22 protein-coding genes are annotated in these 24,735 nt (G+C 58.7%); 17 read left to right on the top strand and 5 right to left on the bottom strand.

The window, feature by feature from the left end; all coding sequences use genetic code 11:
- The first annotated feature begins 87 nt into the window (after positions 1-87).
- The 13 genes from lptE (at position 88) to lipA (ending at position 12,235) form a co-directional block, all read left to right on the top strand.
- A complete protein-coding gene (gene lptE / locus BN4575_RS09950) occupies positions 88-570 on the top strand; it encodes an LPS-assembly lipoprotein LptE (RefSeq protein ID WP_068978067.1) in 483 nt (160 codons plus the stop codon).
- Positions 571-670: 100 nt separating this feature from the next.
- Entirely contained in the window at positions 671-1,708 is a 1,038-nt protein-coding gene (gene holA, locus BN4575_RS09955) for a DNA polymerase III subunit delta (protein ID WP_068978068.1), read from the top strand.
- Between the two features lie 14 nt (positions 1,709-1,722).
- Entirely contained in the window at positions 1,723-2,373 is a 651-nt protein-coding gene (nadD, locus tag BN4575_RS09960) for a nicotinate-nucleotide adenylyltransferase (protein ID WP_068978109.1), read from the top strand.
- Between the two features lie 103 nt (positions 2,374-2,476).
- Positions 2,477-2,818: a ribosome silencing factor gene (gene rsfS, locus BN4575_RS09965; protein WP_042022811.1), complete on the top strand. Its 342-nt coding sequence runs from the start codon at positions 2,477-2,479 to the stop codon at positions 2,816-2,818.
- Between the two features lie 20 nt (positions 2,819-2,838).
- Positions 2,839-3,306: a 23S rRNA (pseudouridine(1915)-N(3))-methyltransferase RlmH gene (rlmH, locus tag BN4575_RS09970; RefSeq protein WP_042022810.1), complete on the top strand. Its 468-nt coding sequence runs from the start codon at positions 2,839-2,841 to the stop codon at positions 3,304-3,306.
- Positions 3,307-3,463: 157 nt separating this feature from the next.
- Positions 3,464-5,386: a penicillin-binding protein 2 gene (gene mrdA / locus BN4575_RS09975; protein ID WP_042022808.1), complete on the top strand. Its 1,923-nt coding sequence runs from the start codon at positions 3,464-3,466 to the stop codon at positions 5,384-5,386.
- Positions 5,387-5,499: 113 nt separating this feature from the next.
- Positions 5,500-6,603, top strand: a complete 1,104-nt coding sequence (rodA, locus tag BN4575_RS09980) for a rod shape-determining protein RodA (RefSeq protein ID WP_068978069.1) — start codon at positions 5,500-5,502, stop codon at positions 6,601-6,603.
- Positions 6,603-7,601, top strand: a complete 999-nt coding sequence (gene mltB / locus BN4575_RS09985; RefSeq protein ID WP_068978070.1) for a lytic murein transglycosylase B — start codon at positions 6,603-6,605, stop codon at positions 7,599-7,601. Before rodA ends, mltB begins: the two co-directional genes overlap by 1 nt.
- Positions 7,543-8,526 carry a septal ring lytic transglycosylase RlpA family protein gene (locus BN4575_RS09990; protein ID WP_068978071.1) on the top strand — a complete coding sequence of 328 codons (984 nt, stop codon included), beginning with the start codon at positions 7,543-7,545 and terminating at the stop codon, positions 8,524-8,526. Before mltB ends, BN4575_RS09990 begins: the two co-directional genes overlap by 59 nt.
- A 183-nt stretch (positions 8,527-8,709) precedes the next feature.
- Positions 8,710-9,906 carry a D-alanyl-D-alanine carboxypeptidase family protein gene (locus BN4575_RS09995; RefSeq protein ID WP_042022803.1) on the top strand — a complete coding sequence of 399 codons (1,197 nt, stop codon included), beginning with the start codon at positions 8,710-8,712 and terminating at the stop codon, positions 9,904-9,906.
- Between the two features lie 272 nt (positions 9,907-10,178).
- A complete protein-coding gene (gene ybeD / locus BN4575_RS10000) occupies positions 10,179-10,442 on the top strand; it encodes a DUF493 family protein YbeD (protein ID WP_042022802.1) in 264 nt (87 codons plus the stop codon).
- Positions 10,443-10,493: 51 nt separating this feature from the next.
- Entirely contained in the window at positions 10,494-11,171 is a 678-nt protein-coding gene (lipB, locus tag BN4575_RS10005) for a lipoyl(octanoyl) transferase LipB (RefSeq protein ID WP_068978072.1), read from the top strand.
- A gap of 98 nt (positions 11,172-11,269) precedes the next feature.
- Positions 11,270-12,235, top strand: a complete 966-nt coding sequence (lipA, locus tag BN4575_RS10010; RefSeq protein ID WP_042022800.1) for a lipoyl synthase — start codon at positions 11,270-11,272, stop codon at positions 12,233-12,235.
- An 84-nt stretch (positions 12,236-12,319) separates the two neighbouring features.
- Here the strand turns inward: lipA and BN4575_RS10015 are convergent, their stop codons facing one another.
- Positions 12,320-12,886 (bottom strand): NUDIX domain-containing protein, encoded by a 567-nt coding sequence (locus BN4575_RS10015; RefSeq protein WP_068978073.1) that lies wholly within the window; start codon positions 12,884-12,886, stop codon positions 12,320-12,322.
- A 4-nt stretch (positions 12,887-12,890) separates the two neighbouring features.
- Entirely contained in the window at positions 12,891-13,691 is an 801-nt protein-coding gene (locus BN4575_RS10020; protein ID WP_068978074.1) for a DUF2989 domain-containing protein, read from the bottom strand.
- Between the two features lie 455 nt (positions 13,692-14,146).
- On the opposite strand from BN4575_RS10020, the gene BN4575_RS10025 reads away from it, so the two are divergent.
- Positions 14,147-14,455, top strand: a complete 309-nt coding sequence (locus BN4575_RS10025) for a YeaC family protein (protein WP_042022795.1) — start codon at positions 14,147-14,149, stop codon at positions 14,453-14,455.
- Between the two features lie 314 nt (positions 14,456-14,769).
- Here the strand turns inward: BN4575_RS10025 and ansA are convergent, their stop codons facing one another.
- Positions 14,770-15,777 carry an asparaginase gene (ansA, locus tag BN4575_RS10030; RefSeq protein WP_068978075.1) on the bottom strand — a complete coding sequence of 336 codons (1,008 nt, stop codon included), beginning with the start codon at positions 15,775-15,777 and terminating at the stop codon, positions 14,770-14,772.
- Positions 15,778-16,220: 443 nt separating this feature from the next.
- Here ansA and gltS point away from each other — a divergent pair, with 443 nt between their 5' ends.
- On the top strand, positions 16,221-17,420 hold the full coding sequence (gltS, locus tag BN4575_RS10035; protein ID WP_042022793.1) for a sodium/glutamate symporter: 1,200 nt from the start codon (positions 16,221-16,223) through the stop codon (positions 17,418-17,420).
- Between the two features lie 238 nt (positions 17,421-17,658).
- Here gltS and BN4575_RS10040 read toward each other — a convergent pair whose 3' ends face one another.
- Positions 17,659-19,527: a methyl-accepting chemotaxis protein gene (locus BN4575_RS10040; protein WP_068978076.1), complete on the bottom strand. Its 1,869-nt coding sequence runs from the start codon at positions 19,525-19,527 to the stop codon at positions 17,659-17,661.
- A 298-nt stretch (positions 19,528-19,825) separates the two neighbouring features.
- Complete coding sequence (locus BN4575_RS10045; protein WP_068978077.1) at positions 19,826-21,697, bottom strand: methyl-accepting chemotaxis protein; 1,872 nt, start codon at positions 21,695-21,697, stop codon at positions 19,826-19,828.
- Positions 21,698-21,952: 255 nt separating this feature from the next.
- Here BN4575_RS10045 and prfB point away from each other — a divergent pair.
- Both prfB and lysS read left to right on the top strand, forming a co-directional pair.
- Positions 21,953-23,051, top strand: a protein-coding gene (prfB, locus tag BN4575_RS10050; protein WP_098970334.1) for a peptide chain release factor 2 whose coding sequence is annotated in 2 segments (ribosomal slippage) — positions 21,953-22,027 and positions 22,029-23,051 — 1,098 coding nt in all. Because the reading frame shifts where the segments join, the coding sequence is not laid out codon by codon here.
- A gap of 73 nt (positions 23,052-23,124) precedes the next feature.
- Positions 23,125-24,603 carry a lysine--tRNA ligase gene (gene lysS, locus BN4575_RS10055; protein WP_223290151.1) on the top strand — a complete coding sequence of 493 codons (1,479 nt, stop codon included), beginning with the start codon at positions 23,125-23,127 and terminating at the stop codon, positions 24,601-24,603.
- Positions 24,604-24,735: the final 132 nt, after the last annotated feature.

Consider the following 24,735-nt stretch of genomic DNA (forward strand, 5'->3'; position numbering starts at 1 on the left):
TGATCATTGCCAATCTGTGACAGCAAACGGATGATAACGGCGGGCCCTGCGCCCGCCGCTCTTCCCTTCATGCAAAGAGGATTTTCTATGGGCACCATATTCACCCGCTTGATGGCCGTCATGCTGGCAGCCCTGCTGCTGCAAGGCTGCGGCTTTCAGATGCGCGGCAACGGCATTCCGAGCGAGCTGATGACCATGAAGGTCGTGGGCGACAACAAGAGCGACTTCTACCGATTGGTCACTACCCGCCTCAAGGCCTCCGGGGTCACCCTGGCCGACAAGGAGGGCATTCCGGTGCTCACTCTGGGCGGCGTCGGCAGCGCCAGTCAGGTCGCTTCGGTCAACGCTCAGGGCGTCGACACTGAATATGTGCTGGGCTTCAGTACCCAGTTCACCGTCTCGGTGCCGGGCAAGCCGACCCAGGTCTTCCCCATCAACTTCAACCGCAGCTTCCTCAACAAGCCGGATGCAGCGCTCGCCTCTTCTCGTGAGCAGGAGCAGCTCAACCGCGAGATGCAGGAGCAGGCGGCCAATCAGGTGATCCGGCAGTTGAGTCAGGTCAGCTTCTGATGCGGATCTACCCAGAGCAATTTGGTGACGAGTCGCAGTTCAAGCAGCCAACGCAGGCAGCTACTCTTGTGCGCCTTCATTTCAGTCAGGCAAGCTTCTGATGCGAATTTATCCCGAGCAATTTGGTGACCACCTCAAAGCAGGGCTCAGGCCCTGCTATCTCGTTTTTGGCGACGAGCCCCTGTTGCGACTGGAGGCCATCGACGCCATCCGTCAGATCGCCCGCAAACAGGGTTTCGATGAACGCCATACCTTCGTGGTGGAACAGGGGCTGGACTGGAATCAGGTCTACGATGCCTGTCAGGCCATGAGCCTCTTCTCTGCCCGCCAGATCATCGAGCTGGAGCTGCCCGCCAAGGTGGACAAGGATCTGGCCACCCGCATCAGTGAAATCGGCAAGCAGCTCCACCCTGATCTGCTGCTGGTGCTGAGTGGCGGTCGCCTCAACCAGACCCAGATGAAGGCAGCCTGGTTCGACAAGCTCTACCAGATCGGCACCTATGTGCCGGTCAACCATCCGGAGCCCAAGTTCTTCCCGCGCTGGATGAGTGCTCGCTTCCAGCGTTTTGGCCTCAAGGCGCTGCCGGATGCCATCAACTTCATGTGCCACGCCTATGAGGGCAACCTGCTGGCTGCCAGTCAGGAGATCGAGAAGCTGACCCTGCTCTCGCCGCCCCAGCCCATCAGCGTCACCTATCTGCAAGAGACCATTATCCGCCACGCCCACTTCACCCCGTTCCAGCTGGTCGATACCCTGCTGGAAGGCAAGGTGAACCGGGCCCAGCGCATTCTGGCCGCCCTGCGAGCCGAAGGCACCGAGCCGGGGATGCTGGCCTGGACCCTCTGCCGCGAGCTGGAGCAGCTGACCGAGCTGTCACTGGCGATGCGCAGTGGCCAGCCGCTGGGGGAGCATTTCAGCCGTCTGCGTATCTGGCAGAGCCGCCAGCAGCTGATCCAGCAGGCGCTGACCCGACTTCCGTTTGCCAAGTTGCAGCAGTTGTGGCAACTGATGGCCCAGCTGGACGATGCCCAGCGCAGCTTCAATACCGAACAGGCCTGGCTGATGCTGCAGACCATTGCCCTCGGTTTTCGTGATAGCACCCCGCTGCCACTGGGGATGGAGAGCAGCCCGTGCTGAAGGCTCCTGTCAGCCTGCTGAAGGCTCCTATCGGTATTCTGGGCGGCACCTTCGACCCCATCCATATCGGCCATCTGCGCCCGGCCATCGAAGCCCGCGACACCCTTGAGCTGGCCGAAATCCGGCTGATCCCGAACCATATCCCGCCTCACCGAGCCAATCCGTTCTGTTCCAGCGAGCAACGGCTCGCCATGGTCAGGCTGGCGGCGGCGGAGAACCGCCATTTTGTGGTGGATGAGCGGGAGCTAAAGCGGGATAAACCCTCTTACACCATAGATACCCTGATCGAGCTGCGTCATGAACTGCCCGATACCCCGCTCTGCTTTCTGATGGGGATGGATTCACTGCTGAGCCTGCCAAGCTGGCACCGCTGGCAGGAGCTGCTCGACTATGGCCATCTGGTAGTGAGTACGCGCCCTGGCTGGCAGCTCGATTATCCGGCCGGAGTGGCGCAATTGTTGACTAACCATCACACCAGCGATGCCAGCGCGCTGCACCGGCAGCTGGCTGGCCATATCTGGCTGGCGGACAACCAACCCGTCGAACTGTCAGCCACCCGGCTGCGGGCCTTGCTGGAGGCGGGGCAAGACACCCGCTACCTCTTGCCCGAGTCGGTTGCACACTATATTGATCAACAGGGGCTCTACCGCGCCAATCGCCGCTAGCCCCTGCCGTAATCCCGCCCCAGCCGATGGGAAACGGGAGTGACCATGATATAATCCGCCGCCCTGACGCTGTAATAGCGCGCCGGAATAGAGGAGAGACTCATTGCAAGGCCAAGAACTGCATGCCTTTATCATCGACAAAATCGATGACATGAAAGGCCGCGACATCATCACCCTCGATGTACGCGGCACATCCACCATTACTGATGCCATGATCGTCTGTTCCGGCAACTCCAGTCGTCACGTCAGCGCCATTGCCCACCATCTGGCCAGCGAGGCCCGCCATGCAGGTCTGGATCTGCTGAGCGTAGAGGGCCAAGTGAGCGGCGAATGGGCATTGGTAGATATGGGGTCGGTGATCGTGCATGTGATGCAGGATGAACCTCGTGACTTCTACCAGCTGGAAAAATTGTGGAGCGGTGCCGCTCACGTGAACATGCAATAAAGAGCACAAGTGTAACGACGATGAAGATCCAGTTGATTGCGGTGGGCACCAAGATGCCTGCCTGGGTAGAGCATGGCTTCCAAGAGTATCGCCGCCGCTTCCCGAAAGACATGCCATTTGAACTCGTCGAGATCGGCGCCGGCAAACGGGGCAAAAATGCCGACATTCCCCGCATCCTGCAGAAGGAAGGGGAAGCCATGCTGGCAGCCGCGGGGCGCTCGCGCATCGTCACGCTGGATATTCCGGGTAAACCCTGGACCACCGAGCAGCTGGCTGCCCAGCTGGAAGCCTGGAAGCTGGATGGCCGCGATGTGGCCCTGCTGGTCGGCGGGCCGGAGGGCTTATCCCCCGACTGCAAGGCTGCCGCCGAGCAGAGCTGGTCGCTGTCGCCACTCACCCTGCCCCATCCGCTGGTGCGGGTGCTGGTGGCCGAGAGCCTCTATCGGGCATGGAGTATCACCACCAATCATCCGTATCACAGAGAGTGAGCCATGCACTATCCAAGCATCACCCTCCAATACCCGTATCACAAAGAGTGGGCCATGCACTATCCAAGCATCACCCTCCAATACCCGTATCACAGAGAGTGAGCATGAATCGCCAGAGTCTCACTGCTCATGACCTCGTCAACCAGAAGGTAACGGCATGTTGAAGAATCGCATCGAGATGCGCGATCACAGTGCCGAGGGCAATCTGTTCTTCCGGCGCACCCTGGTAGCCTACATCGGCATCGTCGTGCTGATGCTGGTGCTGCTGGGTAATCTCTATTATCTGCAGGTTGAATCTTTTGACACCTACCAGACCCGTTCCAACTCCAACCGTATCCGGGTGGTACCGGTGGCCCCCCCTCGCGGGCTCATCTATGACGCCAACGGCGTGCTGTTGGCAGAAAACCGTCCGGTCTACAGTCTGGAAATCGTGCCGGAAGAGACCAAAGATCTCGAGCTCACCGCCGACCAGCTGATCACCCTGCTGGGGCTGCCGGAGGGGACCAAAGAGAAATTTCTGGCCGAAGTGAAGCGTCAGCGCCGCTTCAAGCCAGTCCCCTTGTTCGAGAAACTGACCGAGTATCAGGTGGCCCTCTTTTCGGTCAACCAACACAACTATCCGGGCGCCAGCATCGAGGCCAACCTCAAGCGCTACTATCCCTTTGGTGACACCCTCACCCACGCGCTGGGCTATGTGGCCAAGATCAACACCCGCGATGTGGAGCGCCTCGACAAGGAAGAAAAACTCGCCAACTACGCGGCCACCAAGGATATCGGCAAACAGGGTGTCGAGAAATTTTACGAGGAGCAACTACACGGAGTTGCAGGCTATCAGGAGGTCGAGGTGAACAACCGCGGCCGAGTCGTCCGCACCCTCAAGTTCCAGCCGCCCACTCCCGGCAAGGATATCTACCTCAACATCGACATCCGGATGCAGCTGAAAGCCCAGCAAATACTGGCGGGCCAGCGTGGTGCCATCGTGATGATGAACCCGCAAACCGGCGCTATCATCGCCATGGAGTCGAGCCCGAGCTACGACCCCAACCTGTTTGTCACCGGTATCTCCAGTGCCAACTACTCGGGACTGCTCAACGATCCGGCACGTCCCTTGGTGAACCGCACCACGCAGGGCATCTATGCACCCGCTTCCACCGTCAAACCCATGATGTCCATCATGGGGCTCAACGAGGGGGCCATCACCCCCAACTATCGTTACTTCGGTGGCCCGAGCTTCTCCATTCCGGGCACCACCAAGAAGTTCCGTGACTGGCGCCGCTGGGGTCATGGCTGGCTCGATGTCTATCGCGCCATCGAGGTCTCGGCGGATACCTATTTCTACGATCTCGCCTATCGGGTCGGCATCGACAAGATCCACAGCTACATGACCAAGTTCGGTTTTGGTCAGTACAGTGGGGTCGACCTCTATGAAGAGACCAAAGGGGTGATGCCGTCCCGTGACTGGAAAATGGCCCGCTGGCGCCAGCCCTGGTATCAGGGTGACACCATCTCCATCGGTATCGGTCAGGGCTACTGGAGCGCAACGCCGATCCAGCTGGCCAAGGCGATCAGCATCCTGACCCAGAACGGCCATGATGTGACCCCGCACCTGCTCAAGAGCACCGCCTCGCTGGCGGAGGTAGTGAATGCCCCCATCAACCCGAATATCGCCCTCAAAACCAAAAGCGACAGCTATTGGCAGGTTGCCAAAGAGGGGATGTGGCGGGTGAACCAGGGCAAGGAAGGGAGTGGCCGCCACGCCTTTGCCAACACCCCCTATGCCTCCGGGGGCAAGTCGGGCACCGCGCAGGTGGTCAACATGAAAGAGAATCAGGTCTACAACGCCAAGAACATGAAGGTAGAGCACCGAGACAACGCCCTGTTCGTCGCCTTTGCTCCCTTTGATGCGCCTAAAGCGGTGATAGCACTGGTACTCGAAAACGCAGGCGGCGGCAGTAAAAATGCAGCGCCGGTGGCGCGCGCCATGCTGGATGCCTATCTGCTGCCCCCGGATCCGCAACTGCCACCGGCACCGACGCCGACCACGCCGTCCCAGCCGAGCGAGGTCAGCCCCAGTGAGTAACGCCGCCCGCCAGCAAGGCTGTGGACATCAATCAGATGTCCATCGGCCGCAGCAGGCTGACCCGATTTTGCGCCACCAAGGGGTGCCGTCAATTCAGCACAAGGTTATTTCCCATGAGTAATTCCGCTCGGCAGCAAAGCATCTGGTACAAGATGCATATCGATCTGCCGCTGTTTCTCGGTCTGCTGGCCGTGATGACACTCTCCATGGTGGTGCTCTACTCCGCCTCCGGTCAGGATCTCGACTCCATCGTGCGCCAGCTGGTACGGGGCGGCATCGCCTTTGCCCTGATGATCGGCATGGCCCAGCTGCCACCGTCTCTGTATGCCCGCTGGTCGGTGCCGCTGTTCGCGGTGGTAGTGCTGATGCTGATTGCGGTGGATGTGTTCGGTCATATCGGCAAGGGGGCCCAGCGCTGGCTCGATCTGGGCTTTATGAAGTTCCAGCCCTCCGAGGTAATGAAGCTCTCCATGCCGATCATGGTGGCCGCCTGGCTCAGCCGCCACTCGCTGCCCCCCAAGTTCAGCCATGTGGTGATCGCCCTGGTGATGGTGCTGCTGCCCACCCTGCTGATCGCCGCCCAGCCCGATCTCGGTACGTCCATTCTGGTGGCCGCCTCCGGCTTCTTCGTCATCTTCCTGGCGGGACTCAGCTGGTGGCTGATCGGGCTGGCGGTCATGCTGATAGTGGCCTTTATGCCGGTACTCTGGTTCTTCCTGATGCACGACTACCAGCGCCAGCGGGTGATGATGCTGATCGACCCGGAGAAAGACCCGCTTGGCCGTGGCTATCACATCATTCAATCCAAAATCGCCATCGGCTCCGGCGGCGTGTTCGGCAAGGGGTGGCTGCAAGGGACCCAGTCCCAGCTGGAGTTCCTGCCCGAACGCCATACCGACTTTATCTTCGCGGTATTTAGCGAGGAGTTTGGTCTGGTGGGGGTCGCCCTGTTGCTGGTGCTTTATCTCTACGTCATCAGCCGCTGCCTCTATATCTCGATGCAGGCCCAAAGCAGCTTCGAGCGGCTGCTGGGGGGCGCCATCACCCTCACCTTCTTCGTCTATGTGTTCGTCAACATGGGGATGGTGAGTGGCATCTTGCCGGTGGTGGGGGTACCCCTGCCGCTGGTGAGCTATGGTGGCACCTCCATGGTGACCCTGATGGCCGGTTTCGGCATCCTGATGTCCATTCAGACTCATAGAAGACTGCTCGCCTGATGAGATGGGTTGGATTGCTGCTCTCTCTCGCCACAACGGTGGCAACTGCCGCCGTGGCGCCGGATCGGCTGGCGCTGCTCGCCGAGCAGCAACAGGTGCCGCTGGCGGAGTTGCAGGCCGCAGTCGCCCGCGCCCAGCTGCGCCAGGAGGTGCTCGACACCATCAGCAAGCCATGGGAAGCCAAACCCTGGCATCGCTACCGGCCGCTGTTCGTCACCCCGGATCGCATCCGGGATGGGCTGCTGTTCTGGCAGCAGCATGCTGCCACCCTGACGCGGGCCGAGCAAACCTATCAGGTACCGGCGTCAATCATAGTGGCCATCATCGGGGTAGAGACCTTCTATGGTCGCCAGATGGGCCGTCATCCGGTGCTCGATAGCCTCTACACCCTGGGGTTTCACTACCCCGAGCGCAGCGACTTCTTTGCCAAGGAGTTTGCCCAGCTGGTGTTGCTGGCAAAAGAGGAAGGGTGGGCGCTGGATCGCCTCAAGGGCTCCTATGCCGGAGCCATGGGGATGGGCCAGTTCATGCCCTCCAGCTACCGCCACTACGCCGTTGATTTCGATGGCAATGGCAAGCGGGATCTGTTTGCCAACCCGGTCGATGCCATCGGCAGCGTGGCCAACTATTTTGCCAGCCACCAGTGGCGCTGGGGCGAATCCGTGGTGGAACCGGCCCAGATCGGGCTGATGGCAGTCGAACCCTTGCTCAGGCCTGAGCCCGAGCTAACACAACAGTGGTCAGAACTGGCGGCGGCAGGGATTGAGCTCGCCACGCCGCTGGCCCCACAGACGCCGGTCAAGTTACTGGCGTTTGCCCAAGCCGATGGACCGGAATACTGGGTCGCACGGCATAACTTTTATGTGATCACCCGCTACAATCGCAGCCCACTCTATGCGATGGCGGTGTATCAACTTAGCCAAGCCATTCAGGAAGCGTATGCATCTTCGTCACAAACTCCTCCCGCTCAGCCTGAGCTTGTTGCTGGCCGCCTGTAGCAGCCAGCCGGAACAGACCGCCCCCGTCGAACCGCAAGCACCGGTCAGCAAGCCGCCCGTCATCGAGATCCCGCAAGCCACCGGCGCCATTCCGCGCCCCGAGCCCCTGAGTGCCAGCGGCAACCGGGACTACTGGATCGGCAAGCAGAAAAACGAGGTGTGGCGCGATATCAAGCACTACAGCGAAGAGGGCACCGCCAGCTGGCTGTCGCCGGATCTGGATGGCCAGAAGACCGCCAACGGCGATGTGCTGGACAGCACGCTGTTCAGCGCTGCCCACCGCAACCTGCCCATCCCGAGCTATGTGCGGGTCACCAATCTGGACAACGGGCTGGAGACGATCGTGCGGGTCAACGATCGCGGCCCGTTCAACAGCCCTCGCCTGATCGATCTCTCCTACGCGGCAGCCAAGCTGCTGGAGATGGTCGATAGCGGGGAAGCGCGGGTACGGCTGGAGCTGATCAACGACACCCCGGATCAGATGGTGATCATGGAGCCGATGAAGCCCATCGAGATGACCCCGACCACTCCGGCCGCTGCGGCGCCCAACACCCTGTCGCAAGATGGCTTCCTGGGTGAACCGACTGCGCTGGCGATGGCAACTCCCGCCGCCGACCCCGCCCCCGTCAAGGCGCCAGCCGCCAAGCCAGCCAAAGCGGCGCCTATCAAACCAGCGTCAGCCAAGGCCGCAGCGCCTGCCAGCAGCGGCGATGGCAAGATGATCCAGGTGCTGGCCAGCGGCTCACAGGAACGGGCCGAGGCGATGGGCAAGGTGATGACCCAGCGCTACGGCGTGCCCTATCGGGTCGATGCCCATGGCGCCATTTTCCGGGTGCTGATTGGCCCGGTCGCCGCTGACCAGCAGGCAAGCGTGCTGGAAAAAGTACGTCAAGGCGGACTGGAACAGGCCTTTATCGTTCCCTAACCCCTCTCTGCAGGCGGGCGTAGCCCATGTCCCAGCCCCGGCCATCACGTCGCTTTATGGCGTGATGGCCGGGCTGATGGATAAAAAACCAGTGATGATCGCCATGTCAGGCTATGACCAGCGGACGCATCTGGTATAGTTAGGCCCGCATTTTATCCCCATCTGGCTCGCAGGAATTTCAAGATGTCCAAATTTGCCCGTTCAGTTCTTCTGGCCTCGCTGGTCAGCGTTACCGCCCAGGCCAATACGCCGGTGCCGACACCGACTCCGAATGCCATGCCCATGGTGGTTCCCGCCGCGCCGGAGATCTCCGCCAAGGCCCATATTCTGATCGACTACTACTCGGGTCAGGTGCTGGCCGAGCAGAACGCCGAAGAGCGTCTGCCGCCCGCCAGTCTGACCAAGATGATGACCTCCTACATCATCGGCCAGGAGCTGCTGAAGGGGAACATCAAGCGCACCGACATGGTGACCATCAGCCAGAACGCCTGGTCCAAGAACTACTCCGACTCCTCCAAGATGTTTATCGAGGTGGGCAAGCAGGTCTCCGTCGATGATCTCAACAAAGGCATCATCATCCAGTCCGGCAACGACGCCTGCGTCGCCATGGCAGAATTCCTGGCGGGCAGCACCGACTCCTTCGCCAGCCTGATGAACAGCTGGGCCGCCAAGCTCGGCATGAACGACAGCCACTTCATGAACCCGCACGGTCTGGATGCGGAAGGTCACTACAGTACCGCTCACGATATGGCCCGTCTGGGTCAGGCGCTGATCCGCGACCTGCCGGAGGAGTACAAGGTCTACTCCCAGAAATCCTTCGTGTTCAACGGCATCACCCAGCACAACCGCAACCGCCTGCTGTGGGATCAATCCCTGCAAGTGGATGGCATCAAGACTGGCCACGTCAGCCAGGTCGGCTACAACCTGGTCTCCTCTGCCACCAATAACGAAGGCATGCGCCTGATCGCCGTGGTATTCGGAGCCAGCAGTGAAGGGTCCCGTGCGGCCGAGAGCAAGAAACTGCTCACCTACGGTTTCCGCTTCTTCCAGAGCCTGACCCCGTACAAAGCCGGTACCGAGCTGGTCACCCAGAAGATCTGGATGGGCGACAAGTCTGAGGTGAAACTGGGGGTTGATCAGGATGTTTCCGTACTGGTGACCCGTGGTCAGGGCAACAACCTGAAAGCGGACTTCCAACTCGATAGCGAGCTGAAAGCGCCGCTGGCCAAGGGGCAGCGCGTCGGTACTGTATTCCTGAAGCAGGGCGACAAGGAGATCAAACAGGTTCCGCTGGTTGCCCTGGAAGAGGTGCAGGAAGGTGGTCTGGTGAGCCGTCTGTGGGATTACCTGGTACTGCTGGTCACCAGCTGGTTCAAGTAATCACGGCGCAATATTGTCACCTAGCAGCGGCGCCAACAGGCGCCGCTGCTGCCTTGGTCATATCTGCACTGTGAATAACCCTGCAAACTGCCGGTTCCGCCCTCCCCTGATTTGTGGTAAAAAGCAGCACTTCCATTCTGGTCTGACTGATGCTGGCCTTGATCCCGGTCCGGGCAGTGCCCATATAGACTTGAAATGGCGGCTTTTGCGAGTCATAGGCCACTAGCTATCCAAGATGAAGTCATCCCGTTGATGACGAAAAAGGTGAGTAAATGAATACCAAATTTGATGAACTGCTGGAGTTTCCCTGCAAATTCCCGTTCAAGGTGCTCGGCATTGCCGACCCTGCGCTGCCCCATAGAGTGGTAGAAGTGCTGCAACAGCACGCTCCCGGCACCTACAGCCCGACCGTTCAGCCCAGTGCCAAAGGTACTTACCACTCGGTACGCGTGACGGTAACGGCCCAGAACAAAGAACATATCGAAGCCATGTACAAAGCGCTCGGCGATATCGAGCTGGTCAAATACGTACTGTAACTTCTCTCTCGCCCCGTTCTGCGGGGCGACTGTTTTTGTGCTGAGGAAGCCATGCCATCCCGGATCCCCGTCCAGTCCCAACTGATCGTCAGACATCTGGGCCGCAGCCCCTACCAACCGGTATGGGACGCCATGAAAGTCTTCACCGACCACCGCACCAGCGATACCCCGGACGAGTTCTGGGTGGTCGAGCACGATCCCGTTTACACCCAGGGCCAGGCTGGCAAGGCCGAACACCTGCTCAATCCGGGCAACATTCCGGTGGTGCAGAGCGATCGCGGCGGTCAAATTACCTATCATGGCCCGGGCCAGCTGGTGCTCTACGTACTGGTGGATGTGCGTCGCTGTAAATTCTCGGTCCGCGAGCTGGTGACCGCACTGGAAACCGCCATTATCAGCACCCTTGCCAAGAGCAATATCAATGCATATGCCAAGGCAGACGCCCCCGGGGTCTATGTGAAAAATGATCTCGGCATGGAGGCCAAACTGGCCTCGCTGGGACTGCGGATCCGCAAGGGCTGCTCGTTCCACGGGCTGGCTCTCAACATCAACATGGACATGACCCCCTTCCTGCATATCAACCCGTGCGGCTATGCGGGCATGGCCATGACCCAGACCAGCGCCCTGGGCGGCCCGCAAAGCGTGGCCGAGGCGCAAGCCATTCTGGTAGCCGAACTGGCCAAGCTGATTGGCTATGACGCAATAACCAATACCGAAGAGGCATCATAAGCAAACCCGCTGCTGCCCGGCTATGCCGCACAGCGATGGGGATATGCAAGTGACCCGACAGCTATCAATCAAACAATAACAAACACCGAGAGTGAATCATGAGCAAACCCGTTCGTATGGAGCCGGGCGTCAAGCTGCGCGATGGCGACAAGATGGCCCTGATCCCGGTGAAATTCATGCCGGATCCAAGCGAAGAAATTCTGCGCAAGCCGGACTGGATGCGGATCAAGCTGCCCCCCTCCAGCCAGAAGATCGAGCACATCAAGAGCACCCTGCGCAAAAACAAGCTGCACTCGGTATGTGAAGAGGCCTCCTGCCCGAATCTGGCGGAGTGCTTCAACCATGGCACGGCCACCTTCATGATCATGGGCGCCATCTGCACCCGTCGTTGCCCCTTCTGCGACGTGGCCCACGGTCGCCCGCTGGCCCTTGATCCGGACGAACCGCAGAAGCTGGCGCTCACCATCAAGGAGATGGGGCTGAAATATGTGGTGATCACCTCGGTAGACCGCGACGACCTGCGCGACGGCGGTGCCCAGCACTTTGCCGACTGCATCAAGCAGATCCGCGAGCACAGCCCGCAGACCCGCATCGAGATCCTCACCCCGGACTTCCGTGGCCGGATGGAGCAGGCGCTGGAGGTGTTCCGTGAAACGCCACCGGACGTGTTCAACCACAACCTGGAAACCGCCCCGCGCATGTATCGGGTTGCCCGCCCGGGTGCCGACTACAAGTGGTCGCTGGAACTGCTGCGTCGCATCAAAGAGATGCACCCCCATGTCCCCACCAAATCCGGTGTCATGATGGGTCTGGGCGAAACCAACGAAGAGATCGTTCAGGTGCTTACCGATCTGCGCGAGCACGGCGTCAACATGCTGACCCTGGGCCAGTATCTGCAGCCGAGCCGCCACCACCTGCCGGTCAAGCGCTACGTGCCGCCTGCAGAGTTTGACGAGCTGAAAGATGTCGCCATGGCGCTGGGCTTTAGCCACGCTGCCTGCGGCCCCTTCGTGCGCTCCTCCTATCACGCCGACCTGCAGGCGAAAGGGGAAGAGGTCAAATAACCTCAACGACGAATGCCAGCAACAAAAAGAGCGCCTATTGGCGCTCTTTTTGTTGGTGTCTCTGACTGTTGCAGCTTGATGCACTCAGCTGCCGCTGTCGAAAAACCCCTGCTGATGCCAGCGTTGCAGCTGGGCCAGCACCCGGGTCTCACGAGCCGTCCATTGGGGACAGGGGCCCGCCAGCTGGGTCTTGTTGGTCTGCAACGCTTCGTCGAGCACAAACCAGCCAGGCACAAAGCCGAGGCGGATCTCGTAGGGCTGTGGCTGCGGGGCCACCAGCTGCTCGCCAATCCGGCACAAGTAGTAGAGCGAGCGGATACAATAAGCATCAAAGCCCGGCTCGCGAGCAGCACGATACTCACGGGTCTCGCCGAGCAGGGCCCCCACTTCCAACAGTTCGGCGCCACACTCTTCCAGCAGCTCGCGGGCCAGCGCGGCGGCATGGCTTTCGCCCTCCTCGATACCACCACCCGGGAACATCAGATCGCCATTAACCCGGGAGTGGACCAGCAGCAATTCGTCATCACGTCGCACCACGGCACGCACAGTCAGGCGCTCCAGGGTGCGACCCTCAGTGAGCACCTCACCATGCATAAAAGAGAGAGAGAAAGGGTCAGGCCAGCAACTGGCCGAAGAGAGAGTGGTCATCATTGCCTCAGGGTCGATAGCTGCCACGCTTGAGCTGCTCGACGATCTCGGCAGCCCGCACGTCGTAGCCATCCTGCTCCGTTTTGCTCAGTGAGTGATAAATAGCAAAGCGCTTGGCTGACACCTCGGGCGCATCCTGAAACGACTCGCTCACCTTGCCCCACAGATAGGCCAGCCCATACTGCTTTTGCCCCATATAGAGGGTACTGAGGGAGGTGAGCAAGCGGCTGTTGACCTTGTCCCCCTCATGATAGAGGGAGAGGCCGCGCTGCAGGGTGGCAATGGCCTGTTCGGGGTCGCTCTTGGCGTAGATACCACCGAGCGCCAGTTGCAGCTCGGGTTCATCCAACGCCTTGCTGCCTTCCAGCGCCATAAACTGCTGGCGAGCCAGCTCGTTGGTGTTATTGGTCCAGTGCCAGAGCAGCAGATAGGGATCTTGCGAATTGCGAGTCGCCACATCAAGCTGGGCCAGCTGATCCCCTGCGGCCAGCATCCCCTCCACCCGGGGGCTCTTTTGCTCCTTCGCCGCCTTGTACTCGATATTGGTGGAGCGTTCGGCACACTTGAGATAGCGCTCAAGGCCACGCATCAACTCATACTTGCGCCGATCCGTGCCCTCCTCTTTCAGGTAGAAGCGGCTACGAATGACATCGGTACGCTCATAGCGGCACCAACCATCGTCCACCAGATCCTGACAAAGCTCGGGATTGTTACCACAAATATTGTGGATGCGGTCGTCATTACAGCCCGTCACGGCAAGACCGACTGAGATCATGATGAGCGTCTGTCGCAGAGAGAAATGGGCCATGGGTCACATCTTGTAGGTAGAGTCAGTGTCTTGTGAGACCGTCGAAAGCTAGCAAGCTGATTACAGATTCATTACAATTAGCGCGCTATATCACGTCGCTATTGCAGAATAATATAACGAAATATACACCCCGACACTGATCTGCATTCGACGAATTTGTGTTTACGGCGACAAGATTACATAAACGGTCTCCGGGTAGCCCGCCATCACCACTTGCCGACATGGCAAGAACCCCGGGGCAGGCCGCCACCATGCCGTCTACAACCCAGAGCCGGTTTGTTTCGACTGACGGGATACCCGTTTCGGGCCCCCTCGGTTCGCCTGCATCACCACAAGATTCAGCACCAAGACAGATAGGGTATGACCACGAGTTTGAGGACCGCTGATGGCACAGATGGCTGATGCTCAGCCAGCTAGACCCCGGGTTCAAGGAACAATGATAAAGGAGAGGCCGGATGTCATTGCAACAGAGTGAGTTTCAACAAGCGATCAGGCAGATGCCACAAGAGGTGTACGAGCGGCTCAAGACCGCGGTCGAGCTGGGCAAGTGGCCCGATGGCAAGCCCCTCACCGACGAGCAGAAGGCAACTTCTCTGCAAGCGGTGATGGCCTGGCAGGCGATACACCTCGACCAGCCAGAACACATGAATATCGGTCGCGACGGCGAGATCGTGATGAAGAGCAAGAGCGAGCTAAAACGGCTGTTTCGTGATGAACCTCAGCCGGTTGAAGAGGAGATAGTGCGGGTCAATCTCAATCACTGAGACCACTCGCCGCTACTGTCTCGCGGCGGCCTATCGAACAGCGACTAATGAAACAGCGAGAGTTCGATAAATAGTGCGATAAATAGCAAAGAGGGGAGCCATGATGGCTCTCCTCTTTTTTCCTATCTATGCAGGGTGACTCATCCCCCTCATCCCCAGCCCTTCTCCCGCCAGGGGAGAAGGGAGCTGGCTCGCAGCCTGCGGACAGTAAGCGGGTCACCTGTCGGCGATCGCCATGGCAAGCCTCGCTGCCAACAGCCCCTCGATCTATCCCCTCTCCCGATGGGAGAGGGTTAGGGTGAGGGCCACAACGCTCAGGGGGTCAGCTCCCCGCGCAGGGACTGCTGCATCAGCTCGCGAATGCGGTGGGAGGGCAACTCCTGACTCAGTAGGAAGTGCAGTTTGGTGAGCGCCGCCTCGGCAGTCATGTCAAAGCCCGAGATAACCCCAGCCCGCGACAGGGCATTGCCGGTGGCATAGCCGCCCATATTGACCTTGCCGTGCAAACATTGGCTCAGGTTGACTATGATAACGCCGCGGGCCGAGGCCTCGGAGAGCAGCGCCAGCATGGCCGGGTTCTGCGGTGCATTGCCCACCCCGAACGACAGCAGGATCAGTGCCTTCACCGGCTGCTGCAGAATGTTGGCGATCACCTCGCTGGAGATGCCCGGATAGAGGGTCACCACGCCGATAGGCTGGGGAGTGATGTCGTGCAGCACCAGCGGCCGCTCGGACGGCACGCCCAGCTCACCCGCTTCCAGCGAGATAGCGATCCCGGCATTAAGCAGCGGCGGATAGTTAGGGGAGTCGAAGGCGTGGAAGCCGTCGGCGTGCACCTTTTTGCTGCGGTTGCCGCGATAGAGCTGGTTGTTGAAGAACAGCGTCACCTCGTGGATCGGGTAGTTGGCCGCGATGTAGAGGGCGTTGAGCAGGTTCTGCTGCCCGTCGGAGCGCAGCTCGGCCAGCGGGATCTGGGAGCCGGTGATGATGACCGGCTTGTGCAGATCTTCCAGCATGAAGGAGAGCGCCGAAGCAGTAAACGACATGGTGTCGGTGCCGTGCAGGATCACAAAGCCGTCGTACTTGTCGTAGTTGCGCTTGATGTCTTCGGCGATGCGCTGCCAGTCCGCCGGGGTCATGTCGGAGGAGTCGATGAGGGGCGCATATTCGTGGATATGGTAATCCGGCATCTCGGGGCGGTGGAACTCGGGCATCCGCGCCAGACAGTCTTCCATAAAGCCCGCCATCGGCACGTAGCCGTGATCGGAGCGCTGCATCCCAATGGTGCCGCCTGTGTAGGCAATGTAGATAGACTTCTTCACACCCTCTCCTCTTGATGAAGTGAACACCGCTGGCACATGAGTCATGTCGGGGTGAACAACCATGTCACCTCCCGTCATACCCTCTGCGTGCCACGGAAACTGGCGGATTATAGAGACTGACGCCCCAAATGACAGCCGTTCCATGCACCCTTTTCGGCTTTTCTGCCCTCTACCCCCATAGTGTTAAATATCACAAAAAACCGCTAAAACGAGCATTAATACGACAAAGATGGAATTAAACGATGATTTTTGCTACAATCCGCCGGATTTTACTAAAATCTCATCTGGATGCCTGAGTATTTCAGGCCCGCACAGGCCCTATCTTCATGGGGCAGGGAGAACTCTCCCCCTCTTTGTTGGCGCTTGAGCCACACTATTTATCCCGGCTGAATCTGTGAGTCTTCATCAACGAAAGGCACAGCCAATCAACATGGGAGTACTTAATGTTACAACTTGATTCCTACGCAACGCTGGTCGCTGCCACTCTGGTATTGCTGCTTGGCCGGGTACTGGTCACCCGGGTCGGGCTGCTGCGTACCTTCAACATCCCCAAACCGGTTGCCGGCGGCCTGGTGGTCGCGCTGGTGCTGCTGTTGCTGCGATCCACCCTGCAGATGGAGCTGCAATTCGATACCAGCCTGCAAACCCCGCTGATGCTGGCATTTTTCGCCTCTATCGGTCTCTCTGCCGATCTCGCCAGCCTGAAACGTGGCGGCAAAGCGGTCGCGACCTTCCTGCTGGTGGTCACCGGTCTGCTGATCGTACAGAACAGTCTGGGTGTGGGTCTGGCGACCCTGCTCGGCCTGGATCCCCACATGGGACTGCTGGCTGGGTCTATCACCCTCTCTGGCGGTCACGGTACCGGCGCGGCCTGGAGCGCCACCTTCTCCGAAAAGTACGGGGTGCAATCTGCCGCCGAACTGGCCATCGCCTGTGCCACCTTCGGTCTGGTGTTGGGCGGTTTGATCGGTGGCCCGGTAGCCCGCCACCTGGTGAAAAAGGTGCAGGTGCCCGGTGAAGAGCACAACAAGGATGAAGCCCCCAAGGGCTTTGAGATGCCCGATATGGAGCGTCCCCTCACCACCTTCAGCCTGATCGAGACCCTGGCGCTGATCGCCATCAGCCTCAAGGGCGGCGAACTGCTCTCCGCCTCCCTCAAGGGCGGAATGCTGGAGCTGCCGATCTTCGTCTGTGTGCTGTTTGTCGGCGTGCTGCTGCGCAACCTGCTGACCCTGTTCAACTGGCATGAAGTGAGTGACCGCGAGGTCTCTCTGCTTGGCAACGTCAGCCTGTCGCTGTTCCTCGCCATGGCGCTGATGAGCCTGAAACTGTGGGATCTGGCCAGTCTGGCCCTGCCCATCTTTATCTTGCTAGCCGCCCAGACGGTGGCGATGGCGCTCTACGCTATCTTCGTCACCTTCCGGGTGATGGGCAGCAACTACGATGCCGCCGTGCTGGCAGCGGGCCACTGCGGCTTTGGTCTTGGCGCAACGCCAACAGCCATTGCCAATATGCAGGCCATCACCCAGCGCTTTGGCCCATCCCATCTGGCGTTCCTGGTAGTGCCCATGGTGGGCGCCTTCTTCATCGACATCATCAACGCCATGGTGATCAAGCTGTTTATGGCGATGCCATTCCTGTAATCCCCTTCCCGTCAGACATATATGATCAGAGCCCACCTTTCGGTGGGCTCTTTGCTTGTGCACTCTTCTCGCCAGCCGAGGTTGTCAGGGCCGAGTCACCTATTCGACACCAAGATGACTGGCGCGCAAACCAGACTGCCCCCCGATGCCCAGCATTCTTCCGACCAACAAAAAGCCCCGCGCTCGAAAGAGGACGGGGCTTGTTTATGTCAGCCAAGAGAGGACTGCGACTTGTGCCTTACAGGATAAAGGTCGACACCTGCTGGTTCAGGTCGGTGGCACGGCCTTTAAGGCTGTGGGCCTGATCCAGATCGCGCATGGCAGCCGCGGTGATCTCGTCACTCACATCCTTGATGGCGGTGGTGTTCTGGGTGATCTCGCCGGTCACCTGGGTCTGCTCCTCGGCTGCCGTGGCGATCTGGCCCGCCATGTCGGAGATGAGGGAGATGGCGCTGGTGATCTCTTCCAGCGCGCGCACCGCCTGATCCGCATCCTGCACGCTGTTGTCCGCCAAGCCCTGACTGGTCTGCATCAGGCTCACCGCACGGGCGGTGGTCTGTTGCAGGGTCTCGATGGTGGACTGGATCTGCTGGGTGGAGTCCTGGGTACGGCGCGACAGCACCCGCACCTCGTCGGCCACCACCGCGAAACCACGACCCTGCTCACCGGCACGGGCCGCTTCGATGGCGGCGTTCAACGCCAGCAGGTTGGTCTGCTCGGCAATCCCCTGAATGGTGGAGAGGATGCTGGTGATGGCCTGCGCGTGGCGGCTCAGCTCACCGATCACTTCGGTCGCCTGTCCCACCTCTTCAGCCAGACCATTGATGGACTGACGGGTCTTGTTGACCAGCATCTTGCCCTGTTCACTGCTCTGGGCTGATTGCTGGGCGGCAGCGGCGGTGTTCTCGGCGTTGCCGGCGATCTCCATGGTGGCGCTCGCCATCTCGGTGACCGCGGTCGCGACCATGGTCACCTCCTGCTGCTGATGCATCAACTTTTCCACAGTGGCCTGATTGGTCACCAAGCTGCGCTCAGCCTCAATGCTTAATTCGCTGGCCAATCCACGAATGCTGTTAATCAACGGATGGAGGCCACTAAAAAAGTGGTTGAAACTATTCCCCAATAACCCGACTTCATCCCGGGCCTCAATCTTTACGCGCTGAGTGAGATCCCCCTTATCCGCTGCAACCATTAACGCCTGAGACACTCTGACAAGTGGTCCTAGCAGAGAACCAACCAGCCAGGAAATCGCCAAAACACTGATCACCAGCACCACGATAGCCAGCACAAACTGGGTCATTAACAAGGAGGAGAGTGGCGCCTCCAGAGTAGACTTATCCAGCACCAGAACCAGTTCCCAGTCGGTATCAGGAATGTCAACCGCCCAGAAAAGCTTGTCGCGCCCTTCATTGTCGAAGTAAACGGGAATTAAGCTATTTTGGGTTTTACTCTGTTCAATCAGGTCATTGGTCAGATCGTTGTCGATCTCGTGGATTGGTTTCATCGCCTTGGCTACATCTTTGTAGGCGATCACCGTGCCATCTTTGTGCTTCATGATGGCAAACCCGTTTGCTGGCAACTTCATTCTGGTGACGCCATCCACCAGAGAGTCGATGGACAAGTCGCCTCCGACGACCCCACCTTGAGTAGGCTCGGCCAAGGTAATCACCATGATGTTATAAGCCAAGTCCATGTAGGGGTTGGTTGTGACCCTCCCCCTTGTGTTCATTGCCTTCTGGTACCATTCACGAGTCCGGGGGTCGTAATTTTCATTGACCACAGATGAGTCTGAATAATTCATCTTCCCATTTTCCTCACCAAAAAAGGTCAGCTGAAATCCCCCCGCGTGTTGCGACACGTGCAACACCTCAAAAGACTTGTGACTAACCTTGCTGGCAAGGGTATGGATCACATCGCGATGCATGCCCAACCATTGGCTAATGTGCTCAGCATGCAGCGTACCCAATTGTTGTACTTGCTCAAGACTACCTTGCAGCAGCAGCTCCTTTTGCCTGCTGTAGCTCTGCCATGAAAGCAAGAAAATAACCGACAAAAGTGCGCTAACCACAGAGAGCTGAAGCTTCTGTTTGAGAGATAAATTTTTCATTCTGTTTTTCTTCAGACCAAATCAGGAATGATTCAAAGTGCATAGCACCACGTTGTTCTTTGCATAAACAGCGACCACTCACAGCAAAACTGAAGCTGCAATTTGACCTATTGTTGACATTCAGCTCCAAACAGCACAGAAGAAACCTTGAATGTGATGGCTTTTAGCTGACCGAAAAACAAATAATATCAACCATATGTTGGCCATAATTATCTATCTCCAAGGCAACAAAAAGCCCCGCACTCGAAAGAGGGCGGGGCTTGTTTATGTCAGCCAGGAAAGGATGGCGACTTGTGCCTTACAGGATAAAGGTCGACACCTGCTGGTTCAGGTCGGTGGCACGGCCTTTAAGGCTGTGGGCCTGATCCAGATCGCGCATGGCAGCCGCGGTGATCTCGTCACTCACATCCTTGATGGCGGTGGTGTTCTGGGTGATCTCGCCGGTCACCTGGGTCTGCTCCTCGGCTGCCGTGGCGATCTGGCCCGCCATGTCGGAGATGAGGGAGATGGCACTGGTGATCTCTTCCAGCGCGCGCACCGCCTGATCGGCATCCTGCACGCTGTTGTCCGCCAAGCCCTGACTGGTCTGCATCAGGCTCACCGCACGGGCGGTGGTCTGTTGCAGGGTCTCGATGGTGGACTGGATCTGCTGAGTGGAGTCCTGGGTACGACGCGACAGCACCCGTACCTCGTCAGCGACCACCGCGAAACCACGACCTTGCTCACCGGCACGAGCCGCTTCGATGGCCGCGTTCAACGCCAGCAGGTTGGTCTGCTCGGCAATCCCCTGAATGGTAGAGAGGATGCTGGTGATGGCCTGCGCGTGGCGGCTCAGCTCACCGATCACTTCGGTCGCCTGTCCCACCTCTTCAGCCAGACCATTGATGGACTGACGGGTCTTGTTGACCAGCATCTTGCCCTGTTCACTGCTCTGGGCAGATTGCTGGGCAGCAGCAGCGGTGTTCTCGGCGTTGCCGGCGATCTCCATGGTGGCGCTCGCCATCTCGGTGACCGCGGTCGCGACCATGGTCACCTCTTGCTGCTGACGTTGCAGCTCGTCCACCGCGGCCTGGTTGGTCACTAGACTGCGCTCGGCATCGGCGTTCAGCTCGTTGGCCAGCTTGCGGATATTGCCGATCAGCTGGTGCTGACTGCCGACGAAACGGTTGAAACTGTTGGCCAGCTGGCCCACTTCATCGTTGGCTTCCGTCTTGATGCGCTGGGTCAGATCGCCGTTACCGTCGGCGATGCGAGCGAGAGCCAGGGAAACCTTGCTCAGCGGGCCGAGCAGCAGACTGACCAGCCAGGAGATGGCAAGAATGCTGCCCACCAGTGCCAGCAATGCCATCCCCAGCTGGGTCATCAGCAGGGAAGAGAGCGGCGCTTCGAGCACTGCCTTGTCCAGTACCAGCAACAGCTCCCAGTCAGTGTCCGGAATATCGACCGCCCACAGCAGCTTGTCGCGGCCTTCGCTGTCGAAGTAAGCCGGTACCAGATCCTTGCTCGACTTACTCTGCTCGATCAGCGCATTGGTCAAATCGTTGTCGATCTCGGTCGCCGGTTTCATCGCCTTGGCCGCATCTTTATAGGCAATGACGGTGCCATCCTTGTGCATCATGATGGCAAAACCATCAGCAGGCAGCTTCATCTTGGTCACGTCATCCACCAGAGACGCAATGGAGAGGTCACCACCGACCACGCCGCCCTGAGCGGGCTGGGCAAGAGTCACCACCATGATGTTGTAGGCCACATCGAGATAGGGTTTGGTGACGATCAGGCCGCCCTTGCCCATCGCTTCCTGATACCAGCCACGGGAGCGGGGATCATAACCGTCACGGTTGATAGAGGGGTCGGAGTCATTCATTTTGCCACTGCCCTCACCGAAGTAGGTGAGCTGGAAGCGGCCAGAAACCTGCGCCTGTTGCAGGGCATTGAGGGGCTCGTCACTGGTCTTGTTGCCGAGCGCCTGAATGACGTCACGACGGGCAGAGAGCCAGTCACTGACACTGGCGGCCTGCTGGGTGCCCAGCCGCTGCAGCTGCTCCTGGCTGCCTTGCAGCAACAGACTCTTCTGGCTGCTATAGCTCTGCCAGGAGAGCAACGAAATCACCAACGACAGGGCGATCACCACTGACAACAGTATCTTCTGCTTGAGTGAGAGATTGTTCATCATAATTTCTTCTTATATAGATGAGGAGCGGGTTTATCCCTAAAGGTGCACAACACTACGTAGTCATTAGCGACCCGGCAGGTAACAACTGAACCTGAAAATGGGTCGGCGGGCGATATTTTCTGTCGAGCTGCAGCAAAATGCACCAGAAATTAACGGCACAAACCGCACAAGCTCAGGCAACCCTGTTTATTCCTTCCACAATTGGCTAGAATATCCTGTTTTTAAGTCACATCGACCCTGAGAGTTTTCACGATGTTCGAAGTTAATCCCGTATTAAATAAACTTAAGGAGCTGTCTGAACGGACCGAGCTTCTTAGGGGGTACCTTTGACTATGATGCCAAGAAAGAGCGTCTAGAAGAGGTCAACGCCGAGCTGGAACAGCCGGACGTCTGGAATGAGCCCGAACGTGCACAGGCACTGGGCAAAGAGCGCGTCACCCTGGAAAACGTGGTCAGCACCATCGACACCCTGACCCAGGGCGTGGATGACGTCGAGATGCTGGTGAGCCTGGCCGTCGAAGGGGAAGATGAAGATACCTTCAACGAAGCCATCGCCGAAGCCGAACAGCTGGAAACCAAGCTGGTAGATCTCGAGTTCCGCCGCATGTTCTCCGGCCAGCACGACGGCTCTGATTGCTATATCGATATCCAGTCCGGATCCGGTGGTACCGAAGCTCAGGATTGGGCCAACATGGTACTGCGCATGTTCCTGCGCTGGGGCGATGCCCACGGTTACAAGCCTGAGCTGATTGAACTGTCAGACGGCGACGTGGCCGGCATCAAGTCCGCCACCATCAAATTCACCGGCGAATATGCGTTCGGCTGGCTGCGTACTGAAACCGGTGTTCACCGTCTGGTTCGCAAGTCTCCGTTCGATTCTGGCGGCCGTCGTCACACCTCGTTCTGCTCCGTGTTCGTCTATCCCGAGATCGATGATGATATCGATATCGAGATCAACCCGGCAGACCTGCGCATTGACGTTTATCGCGCCTCCGGTGCCGGTGGTCAGCACGTTAACCGTACCGAGTCCGCCGTGCGTATTACCCACGTGCCGACCAATACCGTCGTGCAGTGCCAGAACGACCGTTCCCAGCACAAAAACAAAGACCAGTGTATGAAGCAGCTGAAAGCCAAGCTCTACGAGCTGGAAATTCAGAAGCAGAATGCCGAGAAACAAGCCCTGGAAGAGACCAAGTCTGATATCGGTTGGGGCAGCCAGATCCGTTCCTATGTGCTGGATGACTCCCGTATCAAGGATTTGCGCACCGGCGTCGAAACCCGTAATACCCAAGCGGTACTCGACGGTGACTTGGACAAGTTTATCGAAGCCAGCCTGAAATCAGGTCTGTAAACAAGCAGGAATCACCATGTCTGAACAAACCACTACTCCGGTAGTCGACCAAGCACTCGAATTCAACAACGAGATGACCGAGCGTCGTTCCAAACTGGCCGCCCTGCGCGCCCAGGGTAATCCTTTCCCCAATGATTTTCGTCGTGACAGCCTCTCTGGCGAACTCCATGCCGAGTTTGACGATAAAAACGCCGAGGAGCTGACGAGCCTGGGTAAACGGGTGAAGATTGCCGGTCGCATCATGACCCGCCGGATCATGGGCAAGGCTTCTTTCGCCACCCTGCAGGACATGGCCGGCAAGATCCAGGTCTACGTCACCCGTGACGACCTGCCGGAAGGTTTCTACAACGAGCAGTTCAAGAAGTGGGATCTGGGTGACATCGTCGGTGTCGAAGGTACCCTGTTCAAGACCCAGACCGGTGAGCTCTCCGTTCACGTTTCCGATATCCGCCTGCTGACCAAAGCGCTGCGTCCGCTGCCCGAGAAGCACAAAGGCCTGACCGACCAGGAAGCACGCTGCCGTCAGCGTTACCTGGATCTGATTGCCAACGAAGAGTCCCGCAAGACCTTCGTGATCCGCACCAAAGTGGTTGCCGGGATCCGCAAGTTCTTCAACGACAAGCAGTTCATGGAAGTGGAAACCCCGATGATGCAAGTCATCCCGGGTGGTGCCTCAGCCCGTCCGTTCGTCACTCACCACAATGCGCTGGACATCGACATGTACCTGCGTATCGCCCCGGAGCTTTACCTGAAGCGTCTGGTGGTCGGTGGTTTCGAGCGCGTGTACGAGATCAACCGTAACTTCCGTAACGAAGGTATCTCGGTGCGTCACAACCCCGAGTTCACCATGATCGAGTTCTACATGGCATACGCCGACTACATCGATCTGATGGACCTGACCGAAGATCTGCTGCGCACCCTGGCGCAGGACATTCTGGGCGATACCCAGATCCGTTACGCCAAAGAGGGCGAAGAGGGTCTGACCATCGATTTCGGTCAGCCGTTCCAGCGCCTCACCATGGTCGAGTCCATCCTGAAGTTCAACGCGGATGTGACCCTGAACGATCTGGCTACCCTGGAGAGCGCCAAGGCCGTTGCCAAGCGTCTGCACATCGAACTGATGAAAGGCTGGGAGCTGGGCCACGTGATCACCGCGATCTTTGAAGAGACCGTTGAACACATGCTGCTGCAACCGACCTTCATCACAGAGTACCCGGCAGCCGTTTCTCCGCTGGCTCGCCGCAACGACGTGAACCCGGACGTGACTGATCGCTTCGAATTCTTCATCGGTGGCCGCGAGCTGGCTAACGGCTTCTCCGAGCTGAACGATGCAGAAGACCAGGCCAAGCGCTTCCAGGATCAGGTTGATCAGAAAGAAGCAGGCGACGACGAAGCCATGTTCTACGACGCCGACTTCGTCACCGCGCTGGAACACGGCCTGCCGCCGACTGCCGGTCAGGGTATCGGTATCGACCGTCTGGTGATGCTGTTCACCAACAGCCATACCATCCGTGACGTCATTCTGTTCCCGGCCTTACGCCCACAAAAGTAAGATCCGCAGAAATAAGGCCCACAGAAGCCAGCTACATCCCTTGGGTCAATCCCGAGCGTGATAGCCAATAAAAACGCCCCGTAACAGCGGGGCGTTTTTCTATCTCCTTTACCGCCAAATCACTTTATAAAT

Origin of the sequence: Aeromonas sp. EERV15 (assembly GCF_900079845.1) — a bacterium.
Lineage (GTDB): Bacteria > Pseudomonadota > Gammaproteobacteria > Enterobacterales > Aeromonadaceae > Aeromonas > Aeromonas sobria.